The following is a 15,935-nucleotide window of genomic DNA, read 5'->3' on the forward strand; positions in this document are numbered from 1 at the left end:
ACGATGATCCACATCCAGCGGCTCAATAAAACCTTCAAGCTTTTTCATCGCCCGGCGGATCGTTTGAAAGAAGCGATTACCGGCCGTACCCGGCACGAGAGTTATCATGCTCTGCAAGACATTACCTTCGAGGTAGCGCCGGGCGAGGTGCTAGGGGTGCTTGGGCGAAACGGCGCGGGAAAATCCACGCTGCTGAAGCTGTTAAACGGGGTGCTGATACCCGATAGCGGTGACATCCAGATTGATGGCCGTATTACCGGCCTTCTCGAACTAGGCACTGGCTTTAACACCGAATTGACCGGCGAGCAAAACATCACCGCCAACGGCTTGATGTTGGGCATGAGCCGAGATGAAATCGATGCAAAGCGCGAAGCGATTAAAGCCTTTTCCGAGCTCGGGGCCTACATCGACGAGCCGCTGCGCACATACTCCTCCGGCATGACCATGCGCTTGGCCTTCTCCATCGCCATTCACGCTGAGCCGCGCTGCTTTCTGGTGGATGAGGCGCTCTCCGTGGGGGATGGCTACTTTCAGCAAAAGTGTATGAAGCGCATCCGTGAGTTCAAAGCCAGCGGTGGCTCGATTCTGTTTGTCTCGCACGATTTAAACGCGGTGAAAATGCTCTGCGACCGTGCGCTAGTGTTGGAAGCTGGGCGCGTGGCGTTCGATGGCGATGCCGATGACGCGGTCAATCACTATAACCGCATCATGGCGCGCCAAGCCGAAGAGGAAGAAGGGCGGCAGCAACAGCGCCATCAGGGCGCCTACGGTAGCCAAGCCGTGAGCGTGGTTGACGGCTGGTTAGCGGGAGAAAAAAGCCAAAGCACGATGCTTTCCAGCGGCGAGAATTTGCATATTGCGCTGAAGCTGCAGGCACGCGAGGCGCTTGATGCGATCACGGTGGGTATCTTGATTCGCGACCGCTTCGGTCAGGATATTTTCGGCACCAATAGTTACCAGCTGGGGCAGGCCGTGTCGATCTCACCGGGCGAAACGCGCTATGTCCATGTTCAGCTGAAAGCCGATATCGCCCCGGGTAAATACACCGTGACGGTGGGCCTGCATAGCCAAGAGCACCACTTAGAAGACTGCTACTGGTGGCACGATAGCTACCTGCAGTTTGAAGTGGCGGGTTTTCAGCATCAGATATTTTCAGGTGTGTGCCGGTTACCGATGACGATCAGCACCCCCGATACGCTCCCGCCTATGCCGCGAGATAGCCTAGCGCCCGGCCATGCCGAGACAGCATCACAACGTCAGGAAACGCCATAATGACGCACCCCACCCCACCGAGTGATCGTGAGTTTGGTGAAATCGACAGTTTGGTAAGCCGCATCAAATCCGTCGCGCGACGTTTAGAGGTCGATGACACGACCCAGGCGCCGCCGCCGTTTGCCTACCGCGAGGCATTGGGAGAGTTGCTCGCGTCACCTCACTCAGGCGAGGCCTCGCCGCTTAGGTACATTGCTAATCGGCATGTGCCTACCTTGGCAGAGGTTTTCTGTGCTGATAAAAGCGACGAGGTGTTTCTGAACACGGCCTACCGGCTATTGCTGAACCGTGCACCGGATGAAAGCGGCTTGGAAAGCTACCTAGCGCAGCTGCCCAAGGCGGGGCGCCTTTATGTGCTGGCGGATTTGCTCAGCGCGGATGAAACGCAAACCTCTTTGCGCCAACGCGGAGTGCGGATTGACTGGCAGGCGAACCTCACCCGCCCGATACGCCTAAGCCGAAAACTGGGGCCGTTAAAGCGCCTGACCCGGCCGTTCTTGCGCGTTGGCTACCGCTTGGCCAGCATCGTCATGCGGCCGCGTTTGCAAGTGTTAGCGCGCCTTAGGGCGATGGAGGTACGCAGCCAACGACGTGATGAGCTCGTTCGCGATGTGTTGCTTGAAATTGACGGTGAACTGCAGCGCACTAACGAACACGTCAGTGCTGAACTGCAGCGCTTAAGCGAAAAACAACGTGCGCAACAGCAAGACCACACGGCGTTTTGGAGCGCCCTGCAGCACTATCGTCGTGCAGTAGAGCGCATGGTGGCAGCGCCGGGAGCTTTTTCACAGTCTCAGGCCGAGTCTGAGCCCCCGCGTAATACGCCAGAATCCGCCGGTTTACTTTCGCAGGCGCGCTTTGATGCCTACTACCTGGCGTTTGAAGATGCCTGCCGGGGCAGCGAAGAGGATATTCGCCGCCACTTGATGAACTACCAGCCCCTCCTGGAAGCCGCGCATCACGTCGGCAACCAGGCCATGGACCTTGGTTGTGGTCGCGGCGAATGGTTAGCGCTGTTGCAGGAGCATGGTTTTACCCCACACGGGGTGGATCTCAATGAGGCGATGGTGGAGCACTGCCGCAAGCGTGGCTTTAATGTCACCTACGCGGACGCGATTGCTGCGCTACGCCAGCAGCCGGATAACAGCCACGCGCTCGTCAGCGGTTTCCATATTGCCGAGCACTTACCCTTTGATGTGCTCTACACCCTGGTGGATGAGGCGCAGCGAATTCTCAAACCGGGCGGGGTAATGCTGTTAGAAACCCCGAACCCGGAAAACGTGCTGGTCGGCAGCCATACGTTCTACCACGACCCCACCCATCGCAACCCGCTGACCCCCACGGCGATGACGTTTTTGCTCACCTATCACGGCTTTGGGGATGTGCATATCCAACGCTACAACCCCTATCCGGAGAGTGCCAAAGTACCCGGCGACGACCCGCTCACCGAACGCGTGAATGGCCACTTCTGCGGCCCGCAAGACTTTGCCGTGGTGGGCCAAAAAGTAGCGCCGATGGCATCGGCCCAAGAATCCGTGAACGGCGATCAGGAGGGCGTGTGAAAGTACTGCTTTCTGCCACGTTGGTGCCGTTTATGCGCGGTGGCGCCGAACTCCATATTGATGGCGTAAGCCGCGCGCTGCGCGAGCACGGGCATGAGGTAGAGCTGTTGCGGTTACCGTTTCGCTTTAGCCCGGAAAGCGCCATTCACCACGCCATGGCGCACGCCAGCTCGCTGGATATGCAAGCGCCCAACGGCATCGAAATCGACCGTGCGATCAGCCTACAGTTTCCCGCCTGGGGCATACAGCATCCGCACCACACCGTATGGGTGATGCACCAGCACCGCGCCTGCTATGAGCTTTGGCAAGAAAACGACGTAAATGAAGAAACCAAGGCGCTCAAAGACGCCGTGCATGCCTTTGACCAACGCCACCTGGGCCAAGCGCAGGCGCTGTTTGCCAATTCTCAGCGTGTCGCCGAGCGTTTGGCCACGCACAACGGCTTGACCGCGACGCCGCTTTATCACCCCCCGCACGGCGCCGAGCGCTTCTATACTGACGAGGCGTGGGATTACATTTTTTACCCCAGTCGTTTAGAGCGGCTAAAGCGCCAAGATTTATTGATCGAAGCGGCGCGCCACCTCAAAAGCCCGGTAAAAATCATCATCGCCGGGGAGGGCGGGCAGCGCGAATACTACCAACAGCTGATCGAGCGTTATCAACTGCAACACCGCGTGACGCTGATAGGCCGCGTGAGCGAAGCAGAGAAGCTCGCCTGGTACGCGCATTCGCTGGCGGTGTTTTTTGGCCCTCATGATGAAGACTACGGCTATATCACCCTGGAAGCCATGCTCGCCGCAAAACCGGTGATCACGTGCCGCGACAGCGGCGGCCCGCTAGAATTTGTGGCGCACGACGCCACCGGCTGGATCACCGAGCCCGAGGCCCGCGCCGTGGCCCATGCCATCGATACCGCGTGGGAAAACAAAGCACAGAGCGCCGACATGGGCCGCGAAGGCCAAGCGGCTTACCACCGTGCGGGCATTAGCTGGCACAACGTGGTGGCCCGGCTGCTAGGCGAGGAGGGTGCATGAAAATTGCCCTGGTCGCGCCCAGTGGGGTGCCATTTGCGGTAGGGGGCGCCGAGAAGTTGTGGTGGGGTTTGCTCCACCACACCAATCAGCTCACCGACCACCAAATGGAGCTGATCAAGCTACCCTCGCCGGAGCGTAACTTCGCCGAGCTGATGACAAGCTACGAGCGCTTTAGCCAGCTGGACCTTAGCCACTTTGATCGAGTGATTTCGACCAAATACCCCGCCTGGATGGTCGGCCACCCGGAGCACTACCTCTATTTGCAGCACACCCTACGTGGGCTTTACGACACCTACCCCTGGCCTGGGCGCGCCGCGTTCGATGCGTTTTCCCCTAACGCTTGGCCGGGGGACAAAAGCCGCCGGGCCATCCGCCTATTGCGCCACCACCCGGATATACGCCGCCTGCGCCGCTTGCTGGCCGCTCGCCCTGAGCGTGAACAACTGCCAGAACTGTTCGCCTGCGTGAATCGCTTGCTCCAGGGGCGCACGCTACCGCGCCGGGTGAGCGATAAGCTGTTTGTCTTCCCCGGCCCGCTAAGCCGCGCGGTGATTCATCACTTGGATGCCATCGCCACCGCGCCTGGGGCCATAACGTCCTACGCGGCGATTTCCCAAAACGTCACCCGGCGGGCGCACTACTTCCCGCGCGGCGTGCCGGTCAAGGTGATTCATCACCCCTCGGATCTCGCTTGGCCTGAAACGCCCACCGAGGCCCCCTCGCCAACGCCGTACTTTTTCACCGTGAGCCGGTTAGACGCGCCGAAACGGCTGGATTTACTCGTGCGGGCGTTTTTACGAACCGAGATAGACGCACAGCTTTGGATTGCCGGCACGGGGCCGATGGCGGAGACGCTGAAAACCTTGGCGGCGGATGACGCCCGTGTGCGCTTTTTGGGCTTTGTACGCGACAGCGACGTGGCTCGGCTTTATCAGCACGCGCTGGCGGTGCCGTTTTTGCCCTTTGATGAAGACTATGGGTTGATCACCGTGGAGGCCATGCAAGCAGGCAAGCCGGTGATTACCACGCGGGACGCGGGCGGCGTGAATGAGTTTGTGCGCCACGGCGAGACCGGCTGGTGTGTCGCGCCTGAGCCTGACGCTTTGGCCGAGGCGCTCACCGAGGCCGCAAGCGAGCCCGCGAAGACCCACGCCATGGGCGTGAAAGCCCGCCGCGCGGTGGCCCACGTGACGTGGCCGGATACCGTGCGTGAGTTGATCGAAGCGCTGGGTACATCATTGAATGCCCACTTCCCCACGGTAAAAGGCCTGGGCGCCGGGGCGCACTGGCTGGTGTTGAATACCTTTCCCGTTTACCCGCCGATGGGCGGCGGCCAAAGCCGCATGTTTCATTTCTACCGCCATGTCGCCAGCGAGCTAGGCGTGAAAGTGACGCTGCTGGTGTTGGCACCGGAAAATAGCGGCGAGCAGTGCCGGGAAATCGCCCCCGGCCTGTGGGAACATCGCATACCGCTCAGCCCTGAGCAGGCGCAAAAACAGCGTGCTCTCAATAAGGCGCTTGAGGTGCCGGTCGATGACATCGCCGCGGTGGAAGGCTTTCGCGATAACCCGCGTTTTATTGCCATGCTCAAGTATTACGCCCCCCAGGCGACGCTGGGCGTGTGCGCGCATCCCTATCTGGTGCACGCGATGGGCGAGTACGTGAACGCGCCGTTTTGGTACGAAGCGCACAACGTGGAGTCGCGTTTGAAGCGCACGATTCTCACCGATGCTTTAGCCCAAGGCGGCGACGTTGCCGTTCAAGCGCACAAAGCGCTGGCGGCGGTGGAAAACGCCGAGCAGCGCGCCTGTGTCGAGAGCGAGGAGATTATCGCTTGCGCCGAAGGCGACCTCATTGACTTTCGCCACGCTTACGCGCTGCCTGCAAACAAGGGCCAGGTGGTGCCTAACTGCGCGGATCTTACCCAGCTACCTTTTATCGATGTGGATCAACGTCTTCGCTGGCAGCAGCGCCTGCAGCAAACCCGCCCAGTGGCGCTGTTTTTGGGTAGCTGGCACGGCCCCAACCTGGAAGCGGCGGATTTTATTTGCCAAACCCTGGCGCCCGCCTGCCCAGAGGTGGTGTTTCTGCTGGCGGGTAGCCTGTGCGATCACCCGCAATATCGCCATTTGCCGCCCAATGTGCGCGCGCTGGGGCGGGTGAGCGATCGCGAACTCAAGGTATTGCTGGCAAGCGTGAGCGTGGCGCTAAACCCGATGTTTTCCGGCTCCGGTAGTAACCTGAAAATGCTCGACTACACCGCCAGCGGCGTGCCGGTGCTCACCACGGCCTTTGGTAACCGCGGGTTGGATTTCTCCGAGCAGGCTGTATGGATAGCAGAACAGCACGACTGGCCGAGGGCACTGCGGGAATTACTAGACGCACCCCAGCACGAGCGCCATGCCCACGTGGCCCTGGCGCGCGAGCGCACCGAAGAGGTGTTTTCCTGGCCCTTGGCGGTCAGGCGTTTGGCGGATTGTCACAGTTAAAGTAAAGCGCTCAATGTACGTTGTATTAGTGGTGGTACCTTCAAACGGATAAACACAAAGCGCCAGCAAAAATGCCAGCGCTTTGTGTTGCTTATGGCCGGGTAACCCCGTACTCAATGCGAGATTAAAGCAGCATTAGCCGCCGGTGCCCCCACTCGCGACAAGTTCAAACTCGGGTGAAAACGAGGTGGAATTCAGGTCGTTAACATTCACCCCGACGAGCTTGATAAAGGGAGTCAGCTCATAGTCGTCACCCGCAACACCATCAAAATCAACATTAATGTGGGCATCTTCCCCCTGTTGTTCAAGAGTAAAATAGCCTAACGCGGAGTCGAAGGGATTGCCTCCAGTGTAATCTATGAGCGTGGAGTAGCTGCTGCCATCGTGCCTCTCGTCGATGAGTAGTGAAAAGTCGATAACATCGATATCCGCCTCGAAATCTTCGATGACAGCGGGGCCATCGCCGCTCTGACCGTACCAGTCGAAAAGCTCTACCTGGAAGGTGTCATTCCCTTCACCGCCGATAAACGTGTCGCCTTTACGGCCTATCAACGTATCGTCACCGGCACCACCATCAAAGTGGTTGGTGCCCGTGATATCTTCAAGCCGATCATTACCGCTGCCGCCTTCTAACCGGTCGTTGCCGGCATCGCCGTAGAGCCAGTCGTCACCGCCTAAGCCCTGTAGCAGATCGTCACCCACGCCACCTCGAAGGTCATCGCTCGCATCCGTACCCATAAGTGTCAAGCCAACGTCAGTAGCCCCCGAGGGGTCGAGTCCACTAGGTGCAAAGTTGTTCGCGCTAAGCGCTTCTGCGCTTACGCCTTTCAGGAATAGATGCGGCTGATAGTTTTGACCACTACCTTCATGGGCGACTTCCAGCCAGGCTCCGTTTTCGCTATCCACTAGGCGCATAAAGCCCAGCGCCTCGTCGAAGGGGTTACCGCCAGTATAATTTTCCAGCCATGGGGAGTCGCTTACCAGCACTTCCAGGTCAATCACATCGTCAATCGGGCTGAAATCCGTGATTACCGGGACATCTTCTTTTGCTGGCCCCACTGAACCTGTGTAGTGGGTGTACGATGAAAGATAGAAGGTATCTTGACCGCTGCCGCCGGTGAGGGTATTCCCCTCGGCAATCGAGAGAATGTCATTGCCGTCACCGCCGTTGAGATGGTTGCGGCCTTCGATATCATAGAGGTCGTCATCGCCGGCTCCGCCATTTAACGTATCATCGCCAAGGTTGCCGCGAATGTAATCATCCAACTGACTACCGTGAACGACATCGTTACCTGGCCCGGCATCGACACTTGACCAATTCTCGCTATTCATGATGGTGATCGTATCGTCGCCTACGCTCCCCACGGCTTCTCCACTGACCGTGAGGGTCTCGCCGAGTGCTTCGGTTCCCTCGGGCGCGGCGCCTGAAGGCGTGAAATCATCAGCACTTATTTGCTCAAGCGTGAGACCCTCAAACACAATCAGTGCTGCTTTTTCTTTCTGTTCGTGGTAATGAAGCCGAGCATTTAAAACGGCGTCACCGTTTTCGTTTTCGCTCAGGCTGAGTAAACCTGATTGGAAGGGGTTGCCGCCGGTATAGTCTTGCAGGTTAACCAAAATGTCCCCCAGGTCCAGCGTGTCTTCGCCGGGGGTAAAGTCGCTGAATATAGCCGGTGGCGCACTGCTTTGATCGAAGGCATAGTCCTGTTCGTAAGGCCAAAGGGAGAAAGTGTCATTGCCGTCTCCGCCGATAAAGGTGCCACCGAGATGCCCCAAGAGCTCGTCGTCGCCTGCGCCGCCGTTTAGCACATTGGTGCCTTGCATATCGTACAAGACATCGTTGCCAGGCCCGCCAAGCAGCGTATCGTTACCCGCGCCGCCTTCAAGGTGGTCATTCCCAGCGAGCCCGTGGATCACATCGTTGCCTAGCGTGCCCACGATATAATCGTAGCTGTCTGTGCCGACCATTGTGCTCTTTGTGCTGGTGACGAAATTAAGCGTTTCGCTATCGCTGATCCCCGCAAAGGTTTCGCCGTCCTGATCGACAAATGCCTCTTCGCTGATGGTGACATGAAAATCAGTATCCACAGCGAGGTTGGTACGCGGGTTCAGCCATACCTTGTTGTCGACCACGCTCACGTGATCATTGTCGGTGACGTCGAAGGTAAGAGCTTCCCCTTCGTTAGGGTGCAGCGTGATCGTGCCACCTTCTTGAGCAAAGACCGCTTCATTAAAGGTGAGCAGCAGTTTGGCTTGAGGCGAGACATTGGCCGTGTCATCCGCGGGTCGGGTGGAAATCAAAAACGGCGCGCCTTCCTCCTTCATATCTGGCATTAGCTCTTGCGCTTTGGCCTCATTGACGGCTTTCTCGATCGTGCCTTCATCGAGACTTTTGCCGGTTTTTAAGGCGTTTGATAAGTCCTCCTGGGCCACCTTTTGCGCTTTCACCGCCTCATTCAAGGCATCTTCTGGCGTTTTGGTGCTGTCCGATGCAGCGGCTTTGACTCGCGCGTTCAGGTTGGAGAGCGAACCTGCGGCGTCGCTGCTTTGGCCTTCCGTTAGCTTTTTACCGCTTTTGGTTGCTGTCGCGTCAATAATCTTGGCAAGGGTAGTGCTGTCAGAGAGGTCTACGTTGGCGCTTTCCTCGCTGTTTTTGATGGTGTTGGCAATGCTGGCGGCGGCACTTTTGGCGGCGGTGCCATCATCTTCGTCACTGCCGTTGAGCACGCTCGACGTGGTGGAGATGAGATTGGCAACCTGAATCGAAGCGGCTTGTATATCAAGGGACGCTTTCTTTTCTTCGCTGCTTGCCGTGGTGGATAGCGCCGTCGCAATGGGGTCGCTTGAGAGCAAGTCAGCGTCGGGGGAGAGCCCCAGGGCCTTGACGACTTTCGCTTGTGCGGCGGCAATGTCGTCGCTGGTGGCCGAGTCACCGGCAATTTCCGCAACGAGGGTGGTTAAGGGGTTGATAATAGTGGCCCCAGGCGGCGATTTGAAAATGCCAGTGTTGGCGAGACCGGTGCTGATGTCCGTACCACCGTAGACGATAATGGGGGCGCCAGCCCCACCCAGCAGAGTGAAGTTGCCCTCATAGTCGGTGACGGTTTGTGGCTCATCAGCATCGAGCTCTCCATCGCGGTCCAGGTCCATGAAAACCGTGGCGTAGCGCAGGTAACCATCCTGTGCGGTACCGCTAATGCTCTCTTCTGGCTCAATCACCGAGTTATTGGTGATCTTCTCCGCTAAAAGTTGCGAACTGGCCGCATTACCCGCTTCATCGGTCAAGGGCGTTTGTGTGGTGCTGGCACTTGCGTCATAGCGAATGCTCAGTTCAGCATCAGACGAAAGAGGGCGATCTAGCGTTAGTTCAATATTGCTAGCACTGAGTTCTACATTCGTTACATCCGCCAAGTCCCCTAATGTAAAGCTGCTTGGGGCAGGGGAGCCAGAAAGGGATTCGGAGTAGTGCACGATGATAGTTTCCCCGTTGCCTAGCACTTCGGCGGCCACCATTTCCGGTGGAACCGTGTCTGCAGGGGCGGAACTGCCTCCGCCAGTCGTCTCAGCAGGCTCTTTGCCTGGATTATTGACGGCGTTTTTAATAACGCTGCTGAGCTCTGTCATGCCTTCTTCATTCAGCGTATTGAGCGCTGAATCACCCAGGTACTCTTGCGATAGGGCAATAATTTGGTCGGAAGATTGAGCGGCTGTTTCGGTAATGGTCTCGGCGATCACGAGCTTGTTCGCTAAGGTGGTCGTATCCACACCGTTATCGCCGCCAGCGGCATTCATAAATGCCGCCAGTAAAGCTAGCCCGGCATTCTCCAAAGGGATGCCCTGGTCGAGCGATTCTTGTAGGCGGCCACTCCAGTAATCGGCGCCATCGGGGTCTGGGTCGCGGTTGAGCAGGTTCCGGTAAACCGTGTCGATGTAGCTTTCTACTGTGTTGGTATCAGCGTATAGAGCGCTGATTTCCGGCACATCAGGGTTCGCGAATGCCTGATGCAACGAAGCGATAGGCTCTCCGGCTTGTAAACGTTCTTGCCAATAGTCGAGACCCGCTTGGTCAGCGGCACGGTTGAAATAGGTGAGATACAGCAGCTGGATAGTTTCTTGAGGTGTCATGATTCCCTTCGCCTTACGTTTTCGGTGTTTCAGTAAGTGAGTGCTAGCTATCCATCCATGGAGTCAGCTTTGATGCCTTGTGGGTGGCGCCTATGAGCGCGAAATGGTGTTGCAGTGCTGCTCTAATGGGTGGATGGGCATTGAGTGTAGCATGCCTTAATTTAATTAGGTCTAATCTAAACGCAAGACCTGTGGGATGTTAACGGGTGAATTATTGATTTGTGGCAAGTAATGAAAATGCGAAAGCAAGATTATCAAAGGGTTACAATAGCGTGCGTGTCAACACTCGGATCGTGGTGTTATGGAGTCCTCCGTAGGGGCCGCTGAGCGCTGGTAGGGTGGCATTTCATGGATTGCCACCATAAAAGGAAAGGACTACTATGCAGAGATAGGTTTACGAACAGGGTTCAAAAACGGGGAAGTAAAACGTTGGTATTAACGCAGCACTGCCGGATATCCACGCTACCACCCCAAATAAGCCGAGTTCATGTCATTGACTTATTATGTTTTTGCCCTATACATTACGCACGTTAGCCGAGTATCAGGGATCGGTCGCCTAGGCTTAGGGAATGCCCCATGCTTTGTCGCCACAATCCCTTGATAAATAACGCGCAACACTTCACCTTGAGCGCTCAAGGTAACAAAAGGCTCACTCAACGGAGTGCAGCTATTTGCAAAGCAAGGAGACTATAGTCCCATGGCAACACAAGCATCTTTAGATCTAGCTCAAACGCTGTATGTCGCTTACTACGGCCGTCCGGCTGACCGCGCTGGCCTGAATTACTGGGCAGAAGAAATCGATGCCAACGGCGTAGACGCGATGGTTAATGCCTTTGGTACCTCTGCCGAGTTTGAAGCACGCTTTGGCAGCTTGAGCAACGATCAGCTAATCAATAACCTTTACCAGCAAATGTTTGGCCGCAGTGCTGAGCTGGCTGGTCTTGATTTTTACACTCAGCAGCTAGCGAACGGCGAAAGCACGCTGGCTGAAATCGCGCTGGACATCGCTAACGGTGCCCAGAACGAAGACGCAACCGCGCTGGAAAATAAAGTCGCTGTAGCAGCTGATTTTACTGCTGCTATCGATACGACTGAAGAAGTGCTGGCTTACTCGGGCAACGATGCGGCTAATGCGGCACGTGACTTCATTGCAACTGTCGACGCTAATACTGATGTTGCTGCAGTTGATGTTGATGCTCAGCTGGCTCAGCTGGTCGCAAATGACGAGCAGAACCCGGGCGAAACCTTCAGTCTCACTACAGGTGCCGATGACGTAACCGGTACCGATGGTAATGATACCTTCACAGCCACCACTGTTAACGGTCTGGGTACTGGTGCAACTACCCTCCAAACTTTTGACTCTATCGACGGTGAAGGTGGTACAGACACTCTGAATGTCTACGTTGATACGACAAACAGCTATAATGATGTTCAGGCTGGCTCTGTCTCTAACGTTGAAGTGATCAACCTGATCTCTGATTCTGTTGATGATAACGCGAATGATGGTACGGCAGGTATTGATGCCTCCCAGTATGATGGCGCAACCCAGGTTTGGGCTGTAAACGGTATTGAAGCAACAGCTATCAAAAATGTTGACACGGGTGTAACCGCCGGTTTCCGCAATCTCGCTACTTCTGATGACGACATCGTGATCGACATGACTGCAACTGCGGCCTCTGCAGCAGTAGCTCTCGATGATGTCTCAGATGAAGCCACTCTCGACATCAACGATGATGGCGCAACTAACAACGACTCCACCAAACTTGCATCTCTGAGTGTTTCCGCTACTGATCTTAAAGACACTAGCAAAGATGGTATTGATGCAATCGATACGACAGTTTATGCAGGCGACAACCTTAAGACCTTTGCAGTGGATACTGATGCTGCGCTGGATCTGACTGTTGTCGACGGTACCTCCACCATCAAGACCCTTGACGCCACAGCTTCTACTGGCGGGATCACGTATGCCACGAATGCTACTGTAACCGCTGTTAATACTGGTTCAGGCAGAGACAGTGTAACTTTAGGTGTAAATCTGGCTGCAGCTAGTTCAGTGCTTACAGCTGATGGCAACGATACAGTTGATTTGGCTGGCTTCGACGTTGCCAAAACGGCTGAAATCAACTTGGGTGCAGGCGATGACAAACTCATCGACACCAATGGTACCTCTGTAGTTGATAAAGCAGCTGTCATTGATGGTGGCGAAGGCGAAGACACCTTGGCGCTAGGATTGGTTGGTGCGGCAAACGTTGCTGCATTTGCTAACTTCGAGGTATTCGATGTTGCCAATCTCTCTAATGATCTGGATCTGAATATTCTGGAGACAGCAAACGACGTTGCCAAAATTACTGGTTCTGGTGCACTGGGTAGTGCTTCTGAACTACAAAATGTTGGCGAGGGCGTCGGTTTTGAAATTGTCGGTAATATGGCAGCTACTGCCCTGACGCTGACTCAGGAGGCTGCAAGTGCTCTGACCATCACGTCTAACGTCGATGAGGTTAATGCCGATAGTGCCGCTGATACTTCCACTGCTACCTTCGTTGCCTCCAACGCGACTAGCTTGAATCTAGTATTTGACAACGACAATGTTGATACGCTGGAAGATGGCTTTGCTAACACAGCGGAAATTGCTGTGACTGCAGGCACTAGCGGCGCTACACCTAAAGGCGCAACTGAGATCAATATCGTATCTGGCGGCACTGAAGTTGTGAACACGGCAACTATCACTGGTGCTGAGGACACAGATACAAGCGAAGATATTCTGAACACCGTGACTATCACTGGTGATCAAGACTTGGTTCTGGATTATACAGCCCAGGCTGCGTCTTCCGTGGAAACCGTAGACGCTTCTGAGCTGACTGGTGGTCTCACTGCTGACCTGACTGAGTTGAAATCAACTGCGAATGTCACTTTGGGTAGCGGTGATGATGATATCACTGTCGGTACCTTGAACAGTTCTACCATTACCTCTGCTGATCTTGCGACGATCACAGACTTTGCTATGGGTACTGCAGAAGACGCTGCCGAGCAGGACGACTTTGATGTGTTGTCTATCGCCAACGCAGCGCAGGCAGCTGATGCTACCTATACTGAATTCAGCGTTGAAGATGGCTTGGTAACTTGGCTGGGTGCTGGTCCTGCTACCTTGGACGAAGCGGCAGGCTTCCTGGACGCAAACTTGGCTGTCAATGAAACTGTTGTCTTTGACATGGGTGGTAGTGACTACTTCGTCTACGGTGCTGGTGCAGCCGTTAGTAATCAGTCTGACGACGTGATGGTCAAGCTGGCTGGCGTCACAGGAGTATCTGGCTTGGATACTGATACTACTAACGGTGATGTTTATATCTTCTAAGACCCTTAGAAGGTATAGGCCTAATACCCCTCTCCCTGAGAAGGATGCCTATCCGCAGATAGGTTAGGCTACAGAACCCCCGGCTTCGGCTGGGGGTTTTTTTATATAAGATACTTGAGCCAAGATGCTCGGTGTTTTATGCAATACGACAACGTTGCAATTCCCCGGCCCTGGTGCCGGGGTTTTTTTGTTATAATAATTAATAAATAAGTTAATATTTCGGTCTATTAGGTGGGGGATATGGAAAAGTGGGTGGTCAGTGCTGTTATTTTTTTCTTTAGTTTGGTCATGCTTTCAAACGCTAAGCTAGAGAGCGGAATGGAGCCTGAGGAGGTTGTGGAGGGAGCTATTGTGACCGCCATATCAGGCCGAGCAGGTGATATTGCCTCTTTAACAAATTTTGTTGGTTTCAATAAATGCCGAGCTGATGTACTTAGACTTGCGGCTGAAGAGAACGATCTCAACAAGCTCATGAAACTTAGACAAGTTGATAGGCAGTGCTGGGTTTTAATGAACAATTGACAACGTTGCTATTCCCCGGCCCTGGTACCGGGGTTTTTTGTTAAGCTAGTCGCGTTATTTGTCCATCCCCGGAGACCTTATGCCCCAATGGATCGCGCTGTCGCGTACCCAACACGCTGATAGCTATTACCTGCCACGCCAGGGCTATGCCTTTGCCATCAACCAAGCCGTGGCTCATGTGCTCCTAGCCGAGCTTCCCAAGCTGTTGCCGCACTACGCCTTGGGCTTCATTCAGCAAGGGGAGGGCTACCAGCCGGTGGCGCTGCTGAGTTTGGATGGCCAGAATAACCTCTACCTGCACAGCGATGGCCGCTGGCTGGGCAACTACGTGCCCGCTTCTCTGCGCGGTTATCCCTTTACCTTGGCCAACACCGAGGATGGTCAGAAGGCGTTGTGTATCGACCAAGCGCACCTTACCAGCGACCAGGGCGAGCCGCTGTTTGATGAGGAGGGTAACCTCAGCCAGAAAGTAGCTAAAACGCTGGATTTCTTGCAGCAGTGCGACAAAAACCGCCAAGTGACCGCTGCCTCTACGCAAAAGCTGCATGAGGCAGGTGTTATTGAGCCGTGGCCGTTAACGCTGGAACGAGGGGAAGGGCAGGAGCCGCTAAAAGTAAACGGCTTGTATCGCATTAATGAGAAGGCGCTGAACAGCCTGGATGCTGACGCCTACGCCACGCTTCGGGGCGGCCCGATGGCACTCGCCCATGCCCAGCTATTTTCGATGAGCCAGCTTAGCCAGCTCACCGAACGCGCCAAGTTCCATGCCAAACACGCCACGCAAGAAGTGCCCGAGAACCTCGACAGCGTGCTCGATGGCATGGAGGATGACGACGATTTGATGTTTGATTTTGATAGCTAAGGAATTTTGACCATGGCAGACGAACAGACGCAGACCGTTACGATTGACGGCACGGAATATAACGTCGCCGATCTTTCCGATAACGCCAAGGCACAAGTCACCAACCTGCGCGTGACCGATGCGGAAATTGAAAAGCTCAAGCAGCAGCTGGCGATCTATCAAACCGCAGGCACCGCGTATGCGCGGGCGCTGAGTGAAGAGCTGCCCAAACAGACGAAGCACTGAATATGTGGAAGGCCACGTTATTACCCGCCACTGCCGCCTCGTTAACCGGCTGCGGCGGCGTGCCGTTGGTGCCGCGTATTTGATCAGGCGTACTCCATCATAATGACGACAACGCCAGTGGTAACAGGTACTCGCAACCCCGACTGCTACCGGTTATGGCTTACTGCCTGAGTAGGCTATGACGGAGTGGTTCTGGCCCGCAAGTAGGCTTCTCGGAATGTTTCGCCGACGTTATACAAGGGTACTTTTGGAGTATTGGTGCACTGGCAGGACGGTTAGGTCTTGTGATCCTGAATATTCCTTCCGATATTGGTTCGCTCTCCAAAGATAGCCGTTGATTCTCAACTTATCTCTAATGAGACTAATGCTTTATTAGGGCCTGTTGACCTTTCACATGGGTAGCCATAAAAAGCCGCAGGCCAAAGCCACCATGCTTTCGTAGTTTCGCTTGAGTTTGTCGTAACGCATCGCTATGGCGCGATACGGTTTCAA

At 55.4% G+C, this 15,935-nt stretch carries 9 protein-coding genes and 1 pseudogene; 8 read left to right on the top strand and 2 right to left on the bottom strand.

Features of this window, described 5'->3' with window-relative positions; all coding sequences use genetic code 11:
• Positions 1 to 3: 3 nt before the first annotated feature.
• The 4 genes from HZS81_RS06175 to HZS81_RS06190 are packed head-to-tail and all read left to right on the top strand — an operon-like array spanning position 4 to position 6,357.
• The gene (locus HZS81_RS06175) at positions 4 to 1,272 is read left to right on the top strand and encodes an ABC transporter ATP-binding protein (protein ID WP_179929678.1); all 1,269 of its coding nucleotides are present in this window, start codon (positions 4 to 6) and stop codon (positions 1,270 to 1,272) included.
• Complete coding sequence (locus tag HZS81_RS06180; protein WP_179929679.1) at positions 1,272 to 2,834, top strand: methyltransferase domain-containing protein; 1,563 nt, start codon at positions 1,272 to 1,274, stop codon at positions 2,832 to 2,834. The genes HZS81_RS06175 and HZS81_RS06180 overlap by 1 nt, the downstream gene beginning before the upstream one ends.
• Positions 2,831 to 3,868 carry a glycosyltransferase gene (locus HZS81_RS06185; RefSeq protein ID WP_179929680.1) on the top strand — a complete coding sequence of 346 codons (1,038 nt, stop codon included), beginning with the start codon at positions 2,831 to 2,833 and terminating at the stop codon, positions 3,866 to 3,868. Before HZS81_RS06180 ends, HZS81_RS06185 begins: the two co-directional genes overlap by 4 nt.
• Complete coding sequence (locus HZS81_RS06190; protein WP_179929681.1) at positions 3,865 to 6,357, top strand: glycosyltransferase family 4 protein; 2,493 nt, start codon at positions 3,865 to 3,867, stop codon at positions 6,355 to 6,357. The genes HZS81_RS06185 and HZS81_RS06190 overlap by 4 nt, the downstream gene beginning before the upstream one ends.
• 135 nt (positions 6,358 to 6,492) lie before the next feature.
• On the opposite strand, the gene HZS81_RS06195 is transcribed toward HZS81_RS06190, so the two are convergent.
• Positions 6,493 to 10,482 (bottom strand): DUF4214 domain-containing protein, encoded by a 3,990-nt coding sequence (locus HZS81_RS06195; RefSeq protein WP_179929682.1) that lies wholly within the window; start codon positions 10,480 to 10,482, stop codon positions 6,493 to 6,495.
• 697 nt (positions 10,483 to 11,179) lie between these two features.
• Between HZS81_RS06195 and HZS81_RS06200 the strand changes: the two genes are divergently transcribed.
• The 4 genes from HZS81_RS06200 (at position 11,180) to HZS81_RS06215 (ending at position 15,443) form a co-directional block, all read left to right on the top strand.
• Positions 11,180 to 13,834 (top strand): DUF4214 domain-containing protein, encoded by a 2,655-nt coding sequence (locus HZS81_RS06200; protein ID WP_179929683.1) that lies wholly within the window; start codon positions 11,180 to 11,182, stop codon positions 13,832 to 13,834.
• 240 nt (positions 13,835 to 14,074) lie between these two features.
• Positions 14,075 to 14,356, top strand: a complete 282-nt coding sequence (locus tag HZS81_RS06205) for a hypothetical protein (protein ID WP_179929684.1) — start codon at positions 14,075 to 14,077, stop codon at positions 14,354 to 14,356.
• 79 nt (positions 14,357 to 14,435) lie between these two features.
• Positions 14,436 to 15,218 (top strand): SapC family protein, encoded by a 783-nt coding sequence (locus HZS81_RS06210; RefSeq protein WP_179929685.1) that lies wholly within the window; start codon positions 14,436 to 14,438, stop codon positions 15,216 to 15,218.
• A 12-nt stretch (positions 15,219 to 15,230) separates the two neighbouring features.
• On the top strand, positions 15,231 to 15,443 hold the full coding sequence (locus tag HZS81_RS06215) for a DUF6447 family protein (RefSeq protein WP_179929686.1): 213 nt from the start codon (positions 15,231 to 15,233) through the stop codon (positions 15,441 to 15,443).
• A gap of 390 nt (positions 15,444 to 15,833) precedes the next feature.
• On the opposite strand, the pseudogene HZS81_RS06220 reads toward HZS81_RS06215, so the two are convergent.
• Positions 15,834 to 15,935, bottom strand: a pseudogene (locus HZS81_RS06220) (IS5/IS1182 family transposase); the annotation flags it as partial.

The sequence above is a fragment of the Vreelandella salicampi genome (genome assembly GCF_013415105.1).
GTDB classification, from domain to species: Bacteria; Pseudomonadota; Gammaproteobacteria; order Pseudomonadales; family Halomonadaceae; genus Vreelandella; species Vreelandella salicampi.

Coding starts and splice junctions, on each gene's coding strand:
- HZS81_RS06175 (WP_179929678.1), top strand. CDS start 4: ATGATCCACATCCAGCGGCTCAATAAAACCTTCAAGCTTTTTCATCGC.
- HZS81_RS06180 (WP_179929679.1), top strand. CDS start 1,272: ATGACGCACCCCACCCCACCGAGTGATCGTGAGTTTGGTGAAATCGAC.
- HZS81_RS06190 (WP_179929681.1), top strand. CDS start 3,865: ATGAAAATTGCCCTGGTCGCGCCCAGTGGGGTGCCATTTGCGGTAGGG.
- HZS81_RS06195 (WP_179929682.1), bottom strand. CDS start 10,482: ATGACACCTCAAGAAACTATCCAGCTGCTGTATCTCACCTATTTCAAC.
- HZS81_RS06200 (WP_179929683.1), top strand. CDS start 11,180: ATGGCAACACAAGCATCTTTAGATCTAGCTCAAACGCTGTATGTCGCT.
- HZS81_RS06205 (WP_179929684.1), top strand. CDS start 14,075: ATGGAAAAGTGGGTGGTCAGTGCTGTTATTTTTTTCTTTAGTTTGGTC.
- HZS81_RS06210 (WP_179929685.1), top strand. CDS start 14,436: ATGCCCCAATGGATCGCGCTGTCGCGTACCCAACACGCTGATAGCTAT.
- HZS81_RS06215 (WP_179929686.1), top strand. CDS start 15,231: ATGGCAGACGAACAGACGCAGACCGTTACGATTGACGGCACGGAATAT.